The organism is Streptomyces sp. NTD107 (assembly GCF_059510435.1).
This window is the reverse complement of sequence record NZ_JCAJZV010000003.1, coordinates 266,031-282,014: the sequence shown is the minus strand read 5'-3', so window position 1 is coordinate 282,014 and position 15,984 is coordinate 266,031. Positions and strand designations below refer to the sequence as shown.

Here is a 15,984-nt window from a genome sequence, read left to right as displayed (position 1 = left end):
GACCCTAGCCGGTGGACCACCACAAGGATCAGCCGAGGTCGAACGCCCCAAGGTCACTCCGCTTGACGGCCCGGACGAACCCGGCCCAGGCGGCGGCCGGAACGACGATCACGGGCCCGGCGGCGGACTTGGAGTCCCGGAACGGCACCAGCTCGGGGAGGCCATCGGCGACCTCGACACAATCGGCGTTGTCCGAACCGCTGTAGGACGACTTGCGCCACGACAGCTCGCCCGACAGGTCCCGCTTCTCAGTCATCTTCGTACTCTTTCAGGTAGCGGCGGACAAGGGACAGGGAGTCGTCCTCCGGCAAGGCCATGGACCGCGCCACGTCAAACAGTTGCTGGAGTTCAGCGATCTTACTCGCGTCTGTCACCGGCTCACCGGACTTGAAGCTCTCCACAAGAGCCATCGTGGCGCCGTTCTTCATCGTCATCAAGGTCAGACCTCCTCCCAGCAAGGAATGACCTCCCTGCGCAAAAGGAAGCACCTGAACCGTGATGTGCGAGTGTGCAGCGGCCTCCAGCACATGGCGCAACTCCTCCGCCATCGTCGCCTTGCTACCCATTGGTCGCCTTATGGCGGCTTCGTCCACAATCGCCCAGTAGAAGGGTGGGTTCTCTCGACCGAAGATTTCCTTCCGTCGCATGCGGACCTCCACCCGCTGCGCCAGGTCGGCCTCGGAGAGCCCGGCGTTACCGATCCGGAAGAGTTCATGCGCGTAGGCCTCGGTTTGCAGTAGCCCCGGAATGACGCAGCTGGTGAACACCTGAATCCGCAGCGCGTGCGGCTCCTTCTTCACCAACTCCCGACTGTATTTGGCGATGAGCGACTCCCGGGCAAGGCCATACAGGTCCGACAGGGTTCCCTCCGTGCCGAAGAATGTGTCCAACGCGCCTACCAGTGCGTCGGAAGGCAACTGCTGTCCCTGCTCGACCCGGGCGATGTAGGAATGCGGATATCCCACCTGGTCCGCGAGCGCGCGGAGCGACAACTCTCGCCGCTCCCGCAGGCTCCGCACCCGCTTCCCCAGCCGCACTTGCAGCGCGGCCCTGTCGTCGTCGTTGTGCAACTCCATTCGAACGAACCTCCGTTCAGGAACCCGGTGTCACCAAAACGGAGTTGGTGACGACCGCACCCCACTCGGCCATTGCGGTGACACCATGACTACCGCAGGATGGCCATGTCCAGCAAGAACTCCCCCGGGAGGTACGACCCGCCGAAATCTTGACCGATTCTCAAACGCATGACAGGACGCAAAGAGGCGCGGCGTTCTCATTTACCTGTGTTCGATTGCCAAGGTGCAGCAATTCCACATTCGGCTTATGGTCGATAAATGGGTCGAGAACTGGTACGCAACGCATTCGCGGCCGTACTGGCCGTTCTCGGGGCGGCAGGCGCACTGCTCGGGGTTTTTCAGCACTGGTACGGCACCCGAACCGGCCGGTCGTTCCGGATCACCCAGTTGTTCACGACGACCGGAATCACGGGGGACAAGGCCGCGCTGTTCAACGGCCTCTTCCTGGTGATGCTGGTGGCCGCGATCATCACCGCGCTGGCGATTCTGCTGCGGTCGGGGTGGCTGGCGCTGCTCGCCGCCGTGTTGGTACTGGGCTTCACCATCCTGTGGATGGTGCGGCAGTACCAGGTCGCCCACAGCCTGACCTTCGGCGGCGGCGGCCTGGGGTGGGGCTGGGCGAGCACCTTGATCGGCGGCGTCCTGCTGCTCCTTTCAGCAGCCGCCATGACGGGCGGCGCCTCCACCTCAGCCATGCACGGGCGCCACGCCAAACCCCGCCGCGGACAGCGGCGCGAGGCGGAGCCGGAGCCGGCCGCAGCGCCGGAACCGAAGCCGGAGGAGGGGCCGGCGCAGGGGCCGGAACGGTCCCACGGCGAGGTCGTCGAGGGCCCCTGGGCGGCGGGCGACGCCCCCGACCGCAACGCCGCTCCCCCGCCCGGGCGGACGCGGCCTTCCGAAGAGGGCAAGGGCGGCAGTGACGGCGAAGGCCGCGAGGGCGGCGAGGGTGAAGGCGGCCGGGGGCGGGACGCGGCGTGAGCGGTCGCGGTCGCGGCTGGGGATGGCTGGGCGTGGTGGGTTGACCGGTGGTCAACCCACCGCGCCGGTCAACCCACCCGGATCAGGCTGTCGATCATGCCGCCCCATGCCTGGCCTTCCCAGTTGATGAACAGGCGGTTGCCCTCATCGTTGAGTTCCAGGGTGCCGCGTTCGCGGTCGGGGTTGTCGGTGGTGCAGGCGAGTTCGATGACCGGCTCGGGGGTGTCCGCGCCCGTTACCGTGCCGGGGCAGCTCAGCGGGCCGGTGGTTTCCAGCGTGTCGCCGGTGATGGTGAGGGTTTCGATGTCGTTGGCATCGTTGATGGCCTCCCACACACCGTCCAGGCCGTCCCCCTTGATCGAGCGGGCCTCGTCCTCCGCGATCCGGTCCTCGGCGCTCTGGTCCTCGCCGGCTGACTCGTCCTCGGTGTTCTGGTCCTGCGCGCCCTCGTCCTGCTGGTCCTGCTGCTTCGACGCGTCATCGCTGCCGCAGCCGCTCAGCAGCACAAGTGCCGCCACCGCTGCAGCTGCCGCCGCCGCTCGTCGCGCTGTTCCCCGTATCCGCATGGTTCTTCCTGCTTTTCTTTCCGGTTTTGTGCCGCTTGTGCGGTTCTCTGCTCAGCCCTGCCGTGTCCCCCGCGCCGCATCCAGCGCGTACACGCAGTGGTCCTTGCTGCACGCGAACACCACACCGCCCGAGACCGCCGGGCTGCCGGTGATGGCGCCGCCGGTCTCCAGTTTCCAGCTGAGGCGTCCGCTGCTCGCGTCCAGGGTGTACAGGCAGTGGTCCTCGGAGCCGAAGTGCACCCGGCCCTCGCTCACCACCGGGCTGCCCACGATCGAGTCGCCCGCCGCGAAGCGCCAGCGCGGGGTGCCGCTCACCGCGTCCAGGGTGTACATGGCGGTGCCGCTGCCCAGATGCACCAGGCCGTCGGCGACCACCACCGCCTCCGTGGACTGTCGCGCCTCGGTCGCGATCCGCCAGCGGTCGTCGCCGGTGGCCAGGTCCAGGGCGTAGACGGTGCCCAGGTAGTCCGTGAAGTAGATGCCGGCCGCCCGCGAGGACGGCGGTTCGTACGCCGGGGGCGCGAGGATGGCCGCCGGGGTGTCGAAGCGCCAGCGTTCCGCGCCGGTCGCCGCGTCCAGGGCCAGCACGCGGGAGCCGGCCGCCACGTACACCACCCCGTCGTCGGTGGGACATATCCGTACCGGCACGCCGCCGGTGGCGGTGGCGTCGCCCACCGGGTAGCGCCACAGCTCGCTGCCGGTGCGCGCCTCCAGGACGTACAGCTGGCCCTCGCCCCAGGCGTAGACCGCGCCGCCGTGGATGACGGGGGCGGTTTCGCGGGTCTCGAAGTCGGTGTGCGCCCCGGACAGCTCCCACAGCTGCTCGCCGGTGCCCGCCTCCCACACCTGGACGCCGCCGCCCCGGGTCGCGGTGAGCACGGTGCCACGGTCGGCGCGCAGGCCGTAGATCCAGCCCTCGGTGGGCACCCGCCAGCGGTCGGAGCCGTCGGTGGCGTCCAGCGCGTACAGGCTCGGGCCGTCCGAGGCGAGCACCCGGCCGCCGGTGACCGCCATCGACCAGGCGACCTCGCGGGTCTTGAACTGTCTGCGTCCGCTGGCCACGTCCAGCGCGTGCACCTCGAAGGAGGTGACGTACAGCAGGCCGTCACGGACCAGGGGGGTGCCCCACAGGTCGTTCGTCATCCGGAAGCGCCAGGGGCGCCAGTCCGGCGGCACCGTCACCGCCACCGGGGCCGGCGTCGGTGCGGGGGCCGGGGCGGGTGCGGGTGCGGGTGCCGGGACCGGTCTGGGGCCCGGGCCGATCGGGAGCTGGGAGCCGGCCAGCCGGACCGTGGCCTGTTCCTTGACCGGTTCCCTGACCGGTTCCCTCACCTGGACCTGGATCTGGGGTTCTTCCCGCGCCGGAGGCGGAGGCGGAGGTGGCAGCGGCGGCGGGGGCGTGGCGGCCGGCCGTGGTGCGGGCGGCCCGGGTGGCGGGGGCGTGCCGCGCCCGCGGTGCCGGCGTTCCTCGATCAGCGCGACCGCCCCGGCCGGCAGCCACGCGGACGCGGAGCCGCTGTCGTCGTCGGACGACGCGAACAGGTGCGGCGCCAGCTGTGCCTGGAGGTCGGCGGGGGTGGGCCGTTCCTCGGGCTTCTGGGTCATCAGGGAGTCGATGAGTGGCCGCAGCTCGTCGGGGAGCCCGGTCAGGTCGGGGCCTTCGCGCAGCAGCATGAACACCGTCTCCACCGGGTTCGCGCCGTGGTACGGGGCGTGCCCGGTGGCCGCGAACACCAGGGTGGAGGCGAGCGAGAACACATCGGAGGCCCCGGTCACCCCGCGTGAGTCCCGGGCCTGCTCGGGCGACATGTACGCGGGGGTGCCGACGGCGACGTTGGTGAGGGTCAGCCGGGTGTTGGAGACGCCGGAGGCGATCCCGAAGTCGATCACCCGGGGGCCGTCCTCGACGACCAGCACATTGGAAGGTTTCAGATCGCGATGTACCAGGCCGGCGCCGTGGATCGACTGGAGCGCCTCGGCGATACCGGCCGCCAGCCAGCGCACGGCCTGCGGCGGCAGCGGCCCGCACTCATTGACGATCTCTTCCAGGGACGGAGCGGGTACGTAGGCGGTGGCCAGCCACGGCACGGCGGCCCGCGGGTCGGCGTCGACGACGGCGGCGGTGTAGAAGCCGGACACGGCGCGGGCCGCCTCGACCTCGCGGGTGAAGCGCACCCGGAACAGCTGATCCTCGGCAAGCTCGGTGCGTACGGTCTTGATCGCCACCCGCCGCCCGGACGCCGAGCGGGCCAGGTAGACGAGCCCCATGCCGCCGGATCCGAGCCGCCCCAGCACCTCGAACGGCCCGATCCGCCGTGGATCGTGCTGCGTCAGCTGCTGCACCATCGTGCTGGACACCTCCCCGTCAGGACGCTCGTTCGTTCGTGCCGCCCCCCGAGCAGCATCTCATTGCTCCACACCACCGGTGGACCTTCGAGTCGATTCTTCCCCGCGCCACTGACAGTGGCGAACCCGGGGCCGCGTTTGCCCCACTACCACCCCGATACCCGTTCGGACGCGGCCGGATCGCGCCCTTCGGATACGTCGATAAGCTGACGGCATGACAGGACATGTAACGACTGTGGACGGCCGGGTGGCGGGCCGCCGCGGGCAGGCCACTCGGCAGAAGCTGCTGGACTGCCTGGGCAAGATGCTGGCCACTTCCCCGTACCGCGACGTCAAGGTCATCGATGTGGCCCGCAAGGCCGGCACCTCGCCGGCGACGTTCTACCAGTACTTTCCGGACGTCGAGGCGGCCGTACTGGAGATCGCCGAGGTCACGCTCCGCGATTCGGCGGCGCTGTCGGAGCTGGTAGTGGGCCGGTCCTGGACCGGGAAGGCGGGCCGGCAGACCGCGGAGGAACTGGTGGACGGCTTCCTGGCCTTCTGGCGCCGGCACGACGCGATCCTGCGGGTGATCGATCTGGGCGCGGCGGAGGGCGATCGCCGTTTCGTCCGTATCAGGACCCGGATCCAGGGCGCGATCGTCAAGCCGCTGGCCGAGTCGATCGACGGTCTTCAGGCCAAGGGCCGGGGCAGCGCGGCGATCTCCTCGGCCGCGTTGGCGGGTTCGCTGGTCGCCATGCTGGCGACGGTGTCGGCGCAGCCCAAGAGCCTTCAGTCGCTGGGCGCCAAGCAGACCGATCTCAAGCCGGCGCTGGCGCAGTTGGTGCATCTGGGTGTCACCGGCAAGAAGCCGGCTGCCTGACCCGCCCGATCCGGCTGAGCGGCGGGGGGCGTTGGGGATCGGTTCCTGTCTCCGTACGACCCGGTGTCCCCGCCGTCCGTTCTGCGTATCCTCAACGCCATGCCCACGCCCACGTCCGAACCACTCCCCCCGGTCCACGTCATAGGCGCGGGTCCCGGCGGGCTCGCCGCCGCCGCGGCGCTCAAGCAGCGCGGCATCCGCGCCGTCGTGGTCGACAAGGCCGGTGATGTCGGCGCTTCCTGGCGCGGGCACTACGACCGGCTGCATCTGCACACCACCCGCCGCTGGTCGTCGCTGCCGGGGCTGCCGATCCCGCGTTCCGCCGGGCGGTGGGTGGCCCGCGACGACTTCGTGCGGTATCTGGAGCGGTACGCGATCCATCATCAGCTGGATCTGGCGGCGGGGGTCGAGGTCTCCCGGGTGGAGCGGGAGACGGAGCACTCCGGCGGCTGGGTGCTGTCGGCCAACGGCGGGCGGAAGCTGCGGGCTTCGGCGGTCGTCGTCGCCACCGGCTTCAATCACACCCCGTTCGTGCCGGACTGGCCGGGCCGCGAGGGCTTCACCGGCGAGTTGCTGCACGCGCACCGCTACCGCAACCCGGGCCCGTACGCGGGCAAGGACGTGCTGGTGGTGGGCATCGGCAACACCGGCGCCGAGATAGCCGCCGATCTGGCGGGCAAGGGCGGGGCGGGACGGGTACGGCTCGCGGTGCGTACTCCGCCGCACATTCTGCGCCGCTCGACGCTGGGCTGGCCGGCGCAGGCCAATGGGGTGCTGATCCGGCGGCTGCCGGTGGCGGTCGTGGACCGGGCGGCGCGGCCGATGGCGCGGATGCTGCCCGATCTGACGCGGTACGGGCTGCCCCGGCCGGCCACCGGCCTGTACTCGCGGGTGCGGGAGGGGGCGATTCCGGTGCAGGATGTCGGGCTGATCCGGGCGGTACGGAAGGGGAAGGTCGAGATCACCGGCGCCGTGACGGGGTTCGAGGGGGACCGGGTGCTGCTGGCGGACGGCACCGCGATCACGCCTCAGGTGGTGATCGTCGCGACCGGCTACCGGCGCGGGCTGGAGCCGCTGGTGGGGCACCTGGGGCTGCTGGACGGTGCCGGCCGGCCGCTGGTGCACGGCAGGCACACCCATCCCGCGGCGCCGGGGCTGTACTTCACCGGCTTCACCAATCCCATCAGCGGGATGATCCGCGAACTGGCCAGGGACGCGCCGCGGATCGCTGCCGCGATAGCGCGTGGCCGGCGTTCCTGAGGCTGAGCGGGCCGGGTCTGACAAGCGGGCGGGGCCGTTCCGGCCACCGCGTGCCTGCCGGACCTGGCCGGATTCGTACGGCGGTGGTGCCCGGTGGCTCAGAGGCCGGCCGGGCAGTCCAGTTCGCACCACACTCGCTTGCCGGTCGGCTCGTGGTGCCAGCCCCACCGGTCGGCCAGCAGTTCGACCAGCTCCAGGCCGCGCCCGCAGGTGTCCTCCTGTTCGGCGCTGCGCGGCCGGGGCGCCAGGGCGCTGCGGTCGGCCACTTCCAGGCGTACCGGATGACAGCAGGACTGCCCTTCCGGCCCTTCCGGCCCTTCCGGCCCGTCGCGCCCGTCGCGCCCGTCGCGCCTGTCGCGCAGGGCCAGCCGCAGCACGGCGGGGCGCCCGGTGTGCACCACGGCGTTGGTCACCAGCTCGGAGACCAGCAGCGTGAGCGTGTCGATCTGATCCCCGGCCACGCCGGAGCCGGCCAGCCGCTCACGCAGCCAGTGCCGTGCGCGCCGTACCTCCGACGGCTCGGGGCCGACCTCCAGCTGGGTCCGTAGCACCTGATCCTGTACCTGCACCGTTCACACCATTCCGAACCGCCGGACAAACTCGGTGCAGCACAGCATGGTTGAGGGCGAGTCGGGCAACAAGCACTTCCCGCTTATTCCGACGCAAAGGAGTACGGGGTGCTTCTTCTGTACGAGATCCCCGCGTTTTTATCGCACACAGGGCCGCACACAGCCGCGCAGAACGCACCGGCAGCACACCGGCAACGCGCTCAGGCGGGCAGCGGCTCGGCCGTCGCGGACGCCAGATCGGGGTAGCAGTCGAAGAGCCGGCGCACCCCGAGGGCGGCCAGCACCCGGTTGACATGGGAGCCGTCCTCCGCGCCCCGGTCCGGCAGGATCAGCCGCAGCCGCCCGGCGCAGGACCGCATCAGCCGGCGCGCGGCGATCAGCACCCCGACCCCGGAGGAGTCGCAGAAGAGCACCTGCGACAGATCGAGCACCACGCTGCGGCGCCCGTCGGCGACCGCGTCATGGACGTGCTGGCGCACCACGGGCGAGGTGACCAGGTCGAGCTCGCCCGCGACCCGCAGCACCGCCCACTCGCCCCACAGCTCCGCATCCACCCTCAACGTCACGCCCGCGGCCTCTTCCCTCGGTCCTTCGGTCTTCGGTCGTCTCTTCTGCGCCCTTGCCCATTTTCCGGCGTCTCACGCGTCACACCCCTGCGCCCGCCGTCCACCCCAGGTCATCCAGCCATCCGACCCGGACCGGATCCGGCGCGAACACCCCCGTCCTGGAAAGAGCGGGCGCATACTGCCGTTCAGGGGCGCGCGGAAACAGTCCCTCGCACTACATTTGACGTACGCACGGGGTCGGAGGTTGTGCCGAGTGTGAGAACGCTTGGGGGCAGGGATGGCACATGAGACACCGCCGGAGTGGGATCGCGACATGCGCCGGCGGCTGGAGCGGGGCGAGGCCGCTGCCCTGTCCGAACTCTATGACCGCTTCGCCTCATTGGCGTACGGCATCGCGCAGCGGGTGCTGACCGACGAGGAGGACACCGGGCGGGTGACCCGTGAGGTGTTCGCCCGGATCTGGGCGGCGCCGGAGAGCTTCGACCCGGAGCAGGGGCCGATGCGGTCCTGGATCGCCGCCGAGGCGCACCGGCTGGCGGTGGCGCGGCTGCGCCGCCTGGAGGGTGCGGGGGCCGGGTCCGCCGAGCGGATTCGGATCGCGTCGACGGCCGCGCGGGCCGACTACATCGTGACGGCCATGCCGGCGCCGCTGCGCGAGGCGCTGGAGCTGGCCAGGGGCGGGCACGCCGACTACCGCGAGGTGGCGCGGCAGCTGGGGATCGCGGAGGCTGAGGCGCGGCGCAGGCTGCGGCTGGGGTTGCAGTTGCTGTCCTCCGCCGCTACCTATGCGGAGGGCGACGCGGGCGACGCGGGCAACGCGGGCGGGACGGGCCAGGCCGCCCCCGCGGGCGAGGCCGGCGGCGTGCGACGGGAGCTTCGCGGATGACGGCGGCGTGGCCCGGCGGCCGGCAGCCGGGGGAGCAGGAACCGGACGGCAGTGGTGGGAGTGGTGGGACGGGTGCCGGGTCCGCCGGTCCGGCCGGGGTGCCCCGGGTGCCCGCGCCGCGCGGCGGACAGCAGGGCAGCCATGGCAGCCCCGGAACCCCCGGCACCCCCGTACGCCGGGACTCCGCGCCACGGCGGCACGCCGGCCCGCCGCCGCGTACCCCTGTGACAGCACAAGCAGCACCGGGTCCGGAGGGAGAGGGGCGGCTGACGCATCAGGAACTCACCTCGCTGCTGGGCGTATGGGCGCTGGACGCCTGTTCCCCGCAGGAGACGGCATGGGTGGAGGCGCATCTGAGCGACTGCGCCGGCTGCGCCGGGGAGGCGCTGCGGCTGCGGGACGCGGTGACGCTGCTGGAGCCGCCGCGCGGTCTCGATCTCGATCCGCAGCTGCGGGCCCGGGTGCTGGAGAGCGCGCTCGCCCGGCGTCCGGCGGTGCGGCCGGTGCCCGCCTGGGCCGGCCCGTACGACGCCGAGGCGGCCCGGCTCGACACGCTGCTGCACGACATCAGCGCGGATGAGTGGGACATCCCGGTACGGGTGCACTGGTTCGCGGGGGATGAGCCGGCGGTGCGGTCGTTGACGATCGCGCGGGTGCTGGATCATCTGGTGGCCATGGACGGGCTGCTGGCCCGGGCGGTGGGGCTGCCCGATCCGCTGGGCGTGGACGCGGCGGCCGATCCGCTGGAGCGGACCGAGGCCCGCTGGCGGCAGGTGACGGCGGCCGGGGGTACGGCGGGGCCGGCCCGGGTGGTGGCGGCGCGGGCCTGGGCGCGGTGGCGGGAGCAGAGCCGGGAGCTGGTGCGGACGGCGGCGCGCCGTGGCGGCCGTACCGGGGAGGAGACGCTGCCGGTGCCGGACTGCGATCCGGGGCTTTTCCCGGGGCTCGGCGCGGCGGTGGAGCCACGGGTCGCGCTGTCGGACGCGTATTTGAACCGGGCGTTCGCGTGCTGGACGCATGCCGAGGACATCGCGCGGGCGGTGGAGTATCCGTACGAGTCGCCGCTGGGTTCGCATCTGCGGCTGCTGGTGGATCTCACGGCTCGCCGGCTGCCCGGTTCGATCGCGGGACGGCGGCGGGCCGGGCTGGCCACCACGCGGGCGCGGCTGACGACGGCGGGGATGCCGGGCCGTACCGTCCATCTGGAGATCGAGGGGGCGGGCGGCGGGGACTACTACATTCCGCTGGATTCGCCGACGGCCGCGGTGACGCGGGTGGCGGCGCGGGACGCGGTGGCGGAGATCGCGCTGGACGACGTGGAGTTCTGCCAGCTGGCGGCGGGGCGGCTGTCGCCGGCCGAGGCGGCGGCGGGCGGGGAGGGCGACCAGGCGGCGATCAGGGATGTGCTGAGCGCGCTGACCGCCCTCTCGCGGCTGTAGCTGCGGTGGTCCGGTGGTGCGGTGGTGCGGCGGCGTGGTGGCCGTCAGTCGAAGATCACCGTGCGGCTGCCGTTGAGGAGGACGCGGCGTTCGCTGTGCCACTGGACGGCGCGGGCCAGGGCCTGGCACTCGACGTCGCGGCCGATGGCCACCAACTGCTGCGGGGTGACGCCGTGGCCGACGCGGGCGACCTCCTGCTCGATGATGGGGCCCTCGTCCAGCTCGGCGGTGACGTAGTGGGCGGTGGCGCCGATGAGTTTCACGCCCCGGGCGTGCGCCTGGTGGTAGGGCTTGGCGCCCTTGAAGCTCGGCAGGAAGGAGTGATGGATGTTGATGATCCGCCCGGACAGCCGCTTGCACAGATCGTCCGAGATGACCTGCATGTAGCGGGCGAGGACCACCAGCTCGACGCCCTCCTCCTCGACGATCCGCAGCACCGCCGCCTCGGCCTCCGCCTTGGTGTCGGGGGTGACCGGGATGTGGTGGAACGGGACGCCGTAGGAGGCGGACAGCTCGGCGAAGTCGGTGTGGTTGGAGATCACGGCGGCGATCTCCACCGGGAGGGCGCCGATGCGGGCGCGGAAGAGCAGATCGTTCAGGCAGTGGCCGAACTTGCTGACCATCAGCACGATGCGCAGCTTCTGGTCGGCGCGGTGCAGCTGCCAGTCCATCTGGAACGAGTCGCCGATGGCGGCGAAGGAGGCGCGCAGCTTCTGCGGGGTGGAGGCGTTGCCCTCGGCGGTGAAGTGCACCCGCATGAAGAAGAGGCCGGTGTCGCGGTCGCCGAACTGCTGGCTGTCCTCGATGTTGCAGCCCGTCATGAAGAGGTAGCTGGAGACGGCGTGCACGATGCCCGGTTTGTCCGGGCAGGAGAGGGTCAGCACGTACTCATCGGGGGCAGCGGCGTTGGCGGCAGCGGGGGCGGCGGCGTTCATGCTGCCCAAGCGTGGCACATTCCGGAGGCTGGGCCGGACGGTGCTCAGACCGTGGTCACCGTCGCGGCCAGCTCGTCCAGGGAGGTCGGCGGGACGTCCGGGTTGTCGCCGTCGGCCGTGGCCAGCCGTACGTGCGCCTCGCGGGCCGCCCGTACCGCCTCCGGCCAGCCGTGGTGCTGGAGGTAGGCGGCCACCGGGGCGTCCGCGCCGACCTGGTGCATGATGCGCAGCACGCGCAGCACCGCCACATCGACGAGCGCGGCCTCCTGGGTGTCCCGGAAGACCGTGCCGATGTACTTCTCCGCCGACCAGTTGTCCAGCCAGGTGTCCTCGACCAGCCGGTAGACGGCGTCGGTGACGTCGCCGTAGCCGGGCAGGCCGGGGAGCCAGCGCTCCTGGTGGAACACCGGGTCCGAGAGCATATGCAGCGCCGAGCGCACATTGGCGCGCCAACGCCACCAGGGCATGTCGTTGAGCGGCATGCCGCCCATGGTGAAGGAACGACGGGTGCGGCGGGAAGGGGTTTCCATATCTGACACAGGAGTGATCGTATGTTTATGTGCGGGGGTGGGGCGTCGCGTCAGGCGGTGTCAGGCCGCATCAGGCCGCGTCCGGTCACGCGGCCACCGTCGGCTGGGGAATCCCGCGCCGCGTCATCCGGCGCCGGATGATGTCGCCGATCCCCGGCCGGTGCCCGGGCACCTCCGCGAACAGCAGAAGCAGCGACGGCGCCAGCTCACCGATCACCGGCGAGTCCTTCACCAGGCACCACTCGTGGTACGCCCGGTCCAGGCAGGCACGTATCTCGGCCGGATCCTCCCGCTGACCGCCGGCCAGCCGGTGCTGCGCGGCGGTCAGCCACAGCCGGCAGGCCCGCGCGTGCTCCCCGGCCAGCCGGGCCAGCACGGCCTGCACCTCCATCCAGTGCGTGGCCTGCGGCGACCCGACACCGTGCACCCGCAGGGCACTGGTCTCCAGGGCGCGGGCGATCCCGGCGGCCTCCCCGTGCAGGCCCGCGTGCGCGGTCCGCCAGATCAGCCCGTGCACCTCGTCGACCGCCGTCTCGTCCAAGGTGATGACCGGCCGGCTGATGAGCGCGGCGCTCGCGCTGTCCTGGGGCGACCGCAGGCCCTCCAGCTGCTTGGCCCGCCGCGCGTCGTCGACCACGACCACCGAGACCCCGGCCATGATCAGCGCCAGCCCGAGCCAGGCCAGCCCGGCCGGCACCTGCCCCAGCGCCAGCCACCCCAGGAACGCCGCGACCGGCGCCTCCAGCAGCAGCACCACACTCACCGTCGTCGCCGGCACCCGGCCCAGCGCGAAGTTCATCGACAGCAGGCCGAGCAACTGGGGAAAGACCAGCAACCCCAGCAGCGCCAGCACACTCACCGTGTCGAACCCGGTCGCCGACACCCCCGTCACCAGGCAGAGCAGCACCAGCTGCACCGAACAGACCAAAGAGCACAGCGTGGAGTGCACGGCGGTGCTCGCATGCTTGCGGGCCTTCTCGCTGAACGCCGTGTAGCCGGCCTGCGCCACGGCGGCGACCAGCGCCAGCAGATCGCCCAGCAGCGCCTTGCCGCTCCCGGAGGCGTCCCCACCGGTGGCCACGGCCGCGCCCGCGATGGCGATCGCCAGCCCCAGCCACACCACCCGGGTGAGCCGCGCCCCCTGAGCGGTGGAGATCAGCGCCTGCCAGACCGGCTGCGTGGACACCAGAGCGGTGGCCAGCGCCACCGAGGTGAGGGTGGCCGCGGACATGAACGCCGCGAAGTGCAGCGACAGGCAGGTACCGGCGGCCAGCCCGTACAGCAGCGTCTTGCGGCCCTGCCGGGACAGCAGCCGCTTGACCTCCGCGCGGCGCCGGTGCGCGACGACGGGGCCCAGGGTGGCGAAACCGAGGATGTTCCGGCCGGCGGCCATCGCCAGCGCGGGGGCCGTGGCGATGGCGGTGAGGGGCGCCGTGGCGGCAACGGCCACGACCATGACGGCCAGGGCGGCGACGGATACGGCATTCAGACGTGGGGGCACGAGTCTCGGGGACTTTCTGTGATCCGTGGTGGAACCTGTGCCCAAGTGATGCGCCGGGTAAGGGTTTTCGTTACAGGTCCCGGTGCCCTTTCCGGCCCGCGCCCCCGGCGGCCGACGCCGCCCCCGCTCGCCCGCCAGCCAGCCCGATGGCCCGTCGCCCGCCCGGTCGCCCGCCTGCCCGCTCGCCCGCCCGCTACAGCTGGCTGGCCTCCCGGGCGGGAAGCCCGTACTGGCCCGCCACCGGGTTCCACAGGCCCGCCGCGCGCTCCTTCGCGGAGGTGGCCTTGCCGCTGGACTGCTCCGCCTGGGAGGCGTTGTCGGTGTGCCGGGGGTTGCCGCCCCGGCACATGCGGCGGTTGTCCTTGAGTTCCTCGGCCCAGGCCGCGTAGGAGTAGTCGGCGTCGGCCGACGCCTGCCACGCCTCGCGCAGCGCGTCGGAGAGCGACTGGTGGTCGGGCAGCTGGTCCAGGGTCAGCCGGTCGAGCTGGCTGACCAGGCCGTTGCGCTGCTCGCCCGCCGCGCGCAGATCCTCGGCGGCCTCGCCGAGCTTGTCGCAGGACTTGATGTGGTCGACGGCGGCGATGACCGACTCGCGGCTGTCGCTGCTGGTGGCCAGGAGCGCCGACAGTTCCTCGGCCTGGCCCTTGGCGGGGTCCCCCGCGCCCCAGGGGGCGATGCTGCCGTCGCCGCCCTCCTCACCCTCCGCGTTCTCCTCGGCCCCGTCCTGCTGCTGCTCCGGTTCCTGCTGCTGCCGCTGCTGCTCCGTGCCGCCGCCGGGTGCGTCGTCGTCGGATCCGCCGTCGCCTCCGAGCAGCGCGCCGGCGGCCAGCCCGACGATCGCGCAGCCGATGACGACGATCGCGATGAGCAGGGCGGGAGAGTTACGCGCGGCAGGCCCGGGTCCGGCAGCCCGGCGCGCGGCGGCCCGTCCCGGGTGGCCGGGCCCGGCCGGGGTGGCCGGGCCCGCACGGTGACCGTGCGGTGCGGCCGGGGGCCGGGCGGCGGGGCCGGGCGGGTCGGTGATCGGCGGCATCATCTGGGTGGCCCCGAGGCCGGAGGCGGCCGGAGGGGCGGCGGCGTGCGCGCCGGGGGGCCGGCCGTGCCGCCCGCCCCCGGCGGGCTTGGCCACCGTGCGGAGCTGGGTGGTGGACTCCACGTCCTTGACCGGCGGTATGAGCTGGGTGGCGCCCTCCGGGTCCGCCGCGCCCGGCGGCAGCTGCCGCAGCCTGGCCGTGGACGGGTCCTCCCGCGCCGGCTGTACGGGCTGCACCGGCGGGATCAGCTGGGTGGCGGCGGCGTGCGCGTCATCGGCCACCGGTGGGATGAGCTGGGTGGCCGCCTCATGGTGCTGCGCGGGTGGCGGGGTGCCGTGGGTGATCTGCGGCACGAGCTGCGTCGCCGGGTGGTAGTCGTCGGTGATCGGCGGGATCAGCGCGGTGGCCGCCTCGTCGGGGCGGCTCGGCGGGGTGCTGGGCATCGGCGGGGTGGGCTGCTGCGGCAAGGCGGCGGCGTGCCGTCCGCCCCCGGGCGGGGGGCTGGTGGGCTGCGCGGGCTGGAACGACTGGGTGGGCTGGGTGGGCTGGGCGGTCACGGGGTTGCGCTGCTCGGGGCCCCACGGCTGTCCCCAGGGCTGCCCCACGGTCGGCGCCGTCACGGTCTCCGCACCCGGGTCGTCCCACGGCCCGCGGTGCGAGGGCAGCACCACGCCCTCGCGGGCTTCATCGTCCCGACCGTTGCGGCTGGTCACCTAGGAACTCCTGTTCGCTGAACGCCGATCGCCCGGTCACGCTACCGGTTCCGCGAGGCCGCCCACCACGATCCCGCCCCCGCAGCGGTCTGTTTGAGAAACCCGGGGGGTGACGTACCCCACGGAACCGCGCGGCGGGCGGCGGAGAGGTCGCGTACGGCGTCGTGTTCTGCTCATGAAGTGAAATCCGTGCGCGGCTGAAAAGCGTTGTTTATTCGGCAACGGCGACGGAGCGCTTACGCCGACGGGGAAGGTAATACGGCTATCGAGGCCATCGTGGCGCGCGATCTCCTACGGAACGTAGTGGCCAAAATTGCCATTGTTCCGGTCAGAAAATTCAAAATATTGTCACACCCGGAGATCGACCAGTCTCCAGGTTCCGTTTCCGGCAGAACCTTCACGTAGTGATGGGGAGTTGACCATGTCCCAGGAAATCGTGCTCGAACACCACAACGACACCTTCGAACTGAGCGCCCTCGACCTCGACGTCCAGATCTCCGACGCGGGCTCCGTCGCCCAGGGCGCGGCCTTCGGCTCCACCAAGAAGTCCGCCGCCCCGACCTCCCCCGACACCTGGGGTGTGCAGTCCCGCTGCTGGAAGTGCTGCCTCTGATCCCGGCCCACCCGGGCGCACGACCCGCTTGAACGCGGTTGAACCCGGCTGAACCCGGGGGGCGTGGCGGCCGGCCGCCACGCCCCCCGGCCCCGATGAACCACATCCGG

General features: G+C 72.1%; 16 protein-coding genes. 6 read left to right on the top strand and 10 right to left on the bottom strand.

The window, feature by feature from the left end; genetic code table 11:
• Window positions 1-28 precede the first annotated feature (28 nt).
• Window positions 29-256: a DUF397 domain-containing protein gene (locus AC5WRL_RS08905; protein WP_496087814.1), complete on the bottom strand. Its 228-nt coding sequence runs from the start codon at window positions 254-256 to the stop codon at window positions 29-31.
• Window positions 249-1,076 (bottom strand): helix-turn-helix domain-containing protein, encoded by an 828-nt coding sequence (locus tag AC5WRL_RS08900; RefSeq protein WP_496087813.1) that lies wholly within the window; start codon window positions 1,074-1,076, stop codon window positions 249-251. Before AC5WRL_RS08900 ends, AC5WRL_RS08905 begins: the two co-directional genes overlap by 8 nt.
• 258 nt (window positions 1,077-1,334) lie before the next feature.
• On the opposite strand from AC5WRL_RS08900, the gene AC5WRL_RS08895 reads away from it, so the two are divergent.
• The gene (locus tag AC5WRL_RS08895; protein WP_496087812.1) at window positions 1,335-2,054 is read left to right on the top strand and encodes a hypothetical protein; all 720 of its coding nucleotides are present in this window, start codon (window positions 1,335-1,337) and stop codon (window positions 2,052-2,054) included.
• 68 nt (window positions 2,055-2,122) lie between these two features.
• Here the strand turns inward: AC5WRL_RS08895 and AC5WRL_RS08890 are convergent, their stop codons facing one another.
• Window positions 2,123-2,572: a hypothetical protein gene (locus tag AC5WRL_RS08890; RefSeq protein ID WP_496087811.1), complete on the bottom strand. Its 450-nt coding sequence runs from the start codon at window positions 2,570-2,572 to the stop codon at window positions 2,123-2,125.
• 99 nt (window positions 2,573-2,671) lie between these two features.
• A complete protein-coding gene (locus AC5WRL_RS08885; protein ID WP_496088003.1) occupies window positions 2,672-4,966 on the bottom strand; it encodes a serine/threonine-protein kinase in 2,295 nt (764 codons plus the stop codon).
• 214 nt (window positions 4,967-5,180) lie between these two features.
• On the opposite strand from AC5WRL_RS08885, the gene AC5WRL_RS08880 reads away from it, so the two are divergent.
• Window positions 5,181-5,828, top strand: a complete 648-nt coding sequence (locus tag AC5WRL_RS08880; RefSeq protein ID WP_496087810.1) for a TetR family transcriptional regulator — start codon at window positions 5,181-5,183, stop codon at window positions 5,826-5,828.
• Window positions 5,829-5,927: 99 nt separating this feature from the next.
• Window positions 5,928-7,088 (top strand): flavin-containing monooxygenase, encoded by a 1,161-nt coding sequence (locus tag AC5WRL_RS08875; RefSeq protein ID WP_496087809.1) that lies wholly within the window; start codon window positions 5,928-5,930, stop codon window positions 7,086-7,088.
• A gap of 98 nt (window positions 7,089-7,186) precedes the next feature.
• On the opposite strand, the gene AC5WRL_RS08870 is transcribed toward AC5WRL_RS08875, so the two are convergent.
• Together AC5WRL_RS08870 and AC5WRL_RS08865 are read right to left on the bottom strand one after the other, a co-directional pair.
• A complete protein-coding gene (locus tag AC5WRL_RS08870; protein WP_496087808.1) occupies window positions 7,187-7,657 on the bottom strand; it encodes an ATP-binding protein in 471 nt (156 codons plus the stop codon).
• A 200-nt stretch (window positions 7,658-7,857) separates the two neighbouring features.
• Window positions 7,858-8,223 carry an STAS domain-containing protein gene (locus AC5WRL_RS08865; RefSeq protein ID WP_496087807.1) on the bottom strand — a complete coding sequence of 122 codons (366 nt, stop codon included), beginning with the start codon at window positions 8,221-8,223 and terminating at the stop codon, window positions 7,858-7,860.
• Between the two features lie 277 nt (window positions 8,224-8,500).
• Here AC5WRL_RS08865 and AC5WRL_RS08860 point away from each other — a divergent pair, with 277 nt between their 5' ends.
• Together AC5WRL_RS08860 and AC5WRL_RS08855 are read left to right on the top strand one after the other, a co-directional pair.
• Window positions 8,501-9,109 (top strand): sigma factor, encoded by a 609-nt coding sequence (locus AC5WRL_RS08860; protein ID WP_496087806.1) that lies wholly within the window; start codon window positions 8,501-8,503, stop codon window positions 9,107-9,109.
• Entirely contained in the window at window positions 9,106-10,548 is a 1,443-nt protein-coding gene (locus tag AC5WRL_RS08855) for a zf-HC2 domain-containing protein (protein WP_496087805.1), read from the top strand. The genes AC5WRL_RS08860 and AC5WRL_RS08855 overlap by 4 nt, the downstream gene beginning before the upstream one ends.
• 44 nt (window positions 10,549-10,592) lie before the next feature.
• Here AC5WRL_RS08855 and purU read toward each other — a convergent pair whose 3' ends face one another.
• The 4 genes from purU to AC5WRL_RS08835 all read right to left on the bottom strand — a co-directional run bounded on the left by purU (window position 10,593) and on the right by AC5WRL_RS08835 (window position 15,261).
• Window positions 10,593-11,483 carry a formyltetrahydrofolate deformylase gene (purU, locus tag AC5WRL_RS08850; RefSeq protein WP_496087804.1) on the bottom strand — a complete coding sequence of 297 codons (891 nt, stop codon included), beginning with the start codon at window positions 11,481-11,483 and terminating at the stop codon, window positions 10,593-10,595.
• 44 nt (window positions 11,484-11,527) lie between these two features.
• Window positions 11,528-11,974, bottom strand: coding sequence for an SCO4402 family protein (locus AC5WRL_RS08845; RefSeq protein WP_496088002.1), 447 nt, complete (start codon window positions 11,972-11,974; stop codon window positions 11,528-11,530).
• A gap of 124 nt (window positions 11,975-12,098) precedes the next feature.
• Window positions 12,099-13,514, bottom strand: a complete 1,416-nt coding sequence (locus AC5WRL_RS08840) for a DMT family transporter (protein WP_496087803.1) — start codon at window positions 13,512-13,514, stop codon at window positions 12,099-12,101.
• 193 nt (window positions 13,515-13,707) lie between these two features.
• The gene (locus AC5WRL_RS08835; protein WP_496087802.1) at window positions 13,708-15,261 is read right to left on the bottom strand and encodes a hypothetical protein; all 1,554 of its coding nucleotides are present in this window, start codon (window positions 15,259-15,261) and stop codon (window positions 13,708-13,710) included.
• A 421-nt stretch (window positions 15,262-15,682) separates the two neighbouring features.
• Between AC5WRL_RS08835 and AC5WRL_RS08830 the strand changes: the two genes are divergently transcribed.
• Entirely contained in the window at window positions 15,683-15,874 is a 192-nt protein-coding gene (locus tag AC5WRL_RS08830; protein ID WP_496087801.1) for a hypothetical protein, read from the top strand.
• Window positions 15,875-15,984 lie beyond the last annotated feature (110 nt).

Excerpts from the sequence above, each read along its gene's own strand:
- AC5WRL_RS08905 (WP_496087814.1), bottom strand. The coding sequence starts at position 256 with ATGACTGAGAAGCGGGACCTGTCGGGCGAGCTGTCGTGGCGCAAGTCG.
- AC5WRL_RS08900 (WP_496087813.1), bottom strand. The coding sequence starts at position 1,076 with ATGGAGTTGCACAACGACGACGACAGGGCCGCGCTGCAAGTGCGGCTG.
- AC5WRL_RS08895 (WP_496087812.1), top strand. The coding sequence starts at position 1,335 with ATGGGTCGAGAACTGGTACGCAACGCATTCGCGGCCGTACTGGCCGTT.
- AC5WRL_RS08885 (WP_496088003.1), bottom strand. The coding sequence starts at position 4,966 with ATGGTGCAGCAGCTGACGCAGCACGATCCACGGCGGATCGGGCCGTTC.
- AC5WRL_RS08880 (WP_496087810.1), top strand. The coding sequence starts at position 5,181 with ATGACAGGACATGTAACGACTGTGGACGGCCGGGTGGCGGGCCGCCGC.
- AC5WRL_RS08875 (WP_496087809.1), top strand. The coding sequence starts at position 5,928 with ATGCCCACGCCCACGTCCGAACCACTCCCCCCGGTCCACGTCATAGGC.
- AC5WRL_RS08860 (WP_496087806.1), top strand. The coding sequence starts at position 8,501 with ATGGCACATGAGACACCGCCGGAGTGGGATCGCGACATGCGCCGGCGG.
- AC5WRL_RS08855 (WP_496087805.1), top strand. The coding sequence starts at position 9,106 with ATGACGGCGGCGTGGCCCGGCGGCCGGCAGCCGGGGGAGCAGGAACCG.
- purU (WP_496087804.1), bottom strand. The coding sequence starts at position 11,483 with ATGAACGCCGCCGCCCCCGCTGCCGCCAACGCCGCTGCCCCCGATGAG.
- AC5WRL_RS08845 (WP_496088002.1), bottom strand. The coding sequence starts at position 11,974 with ATGGGCGGCATGCCGCTCAACGACATGCCCTGGTGGCGTTGGCGCGCC.
- AC5WRL_RS08830 (WP_496087801.1), top strand. The coding sequence starts at position 15,683 with ATGTCCCAGGAAATCGTGCTCGAACACCACAACGACACCTTCGAACTG.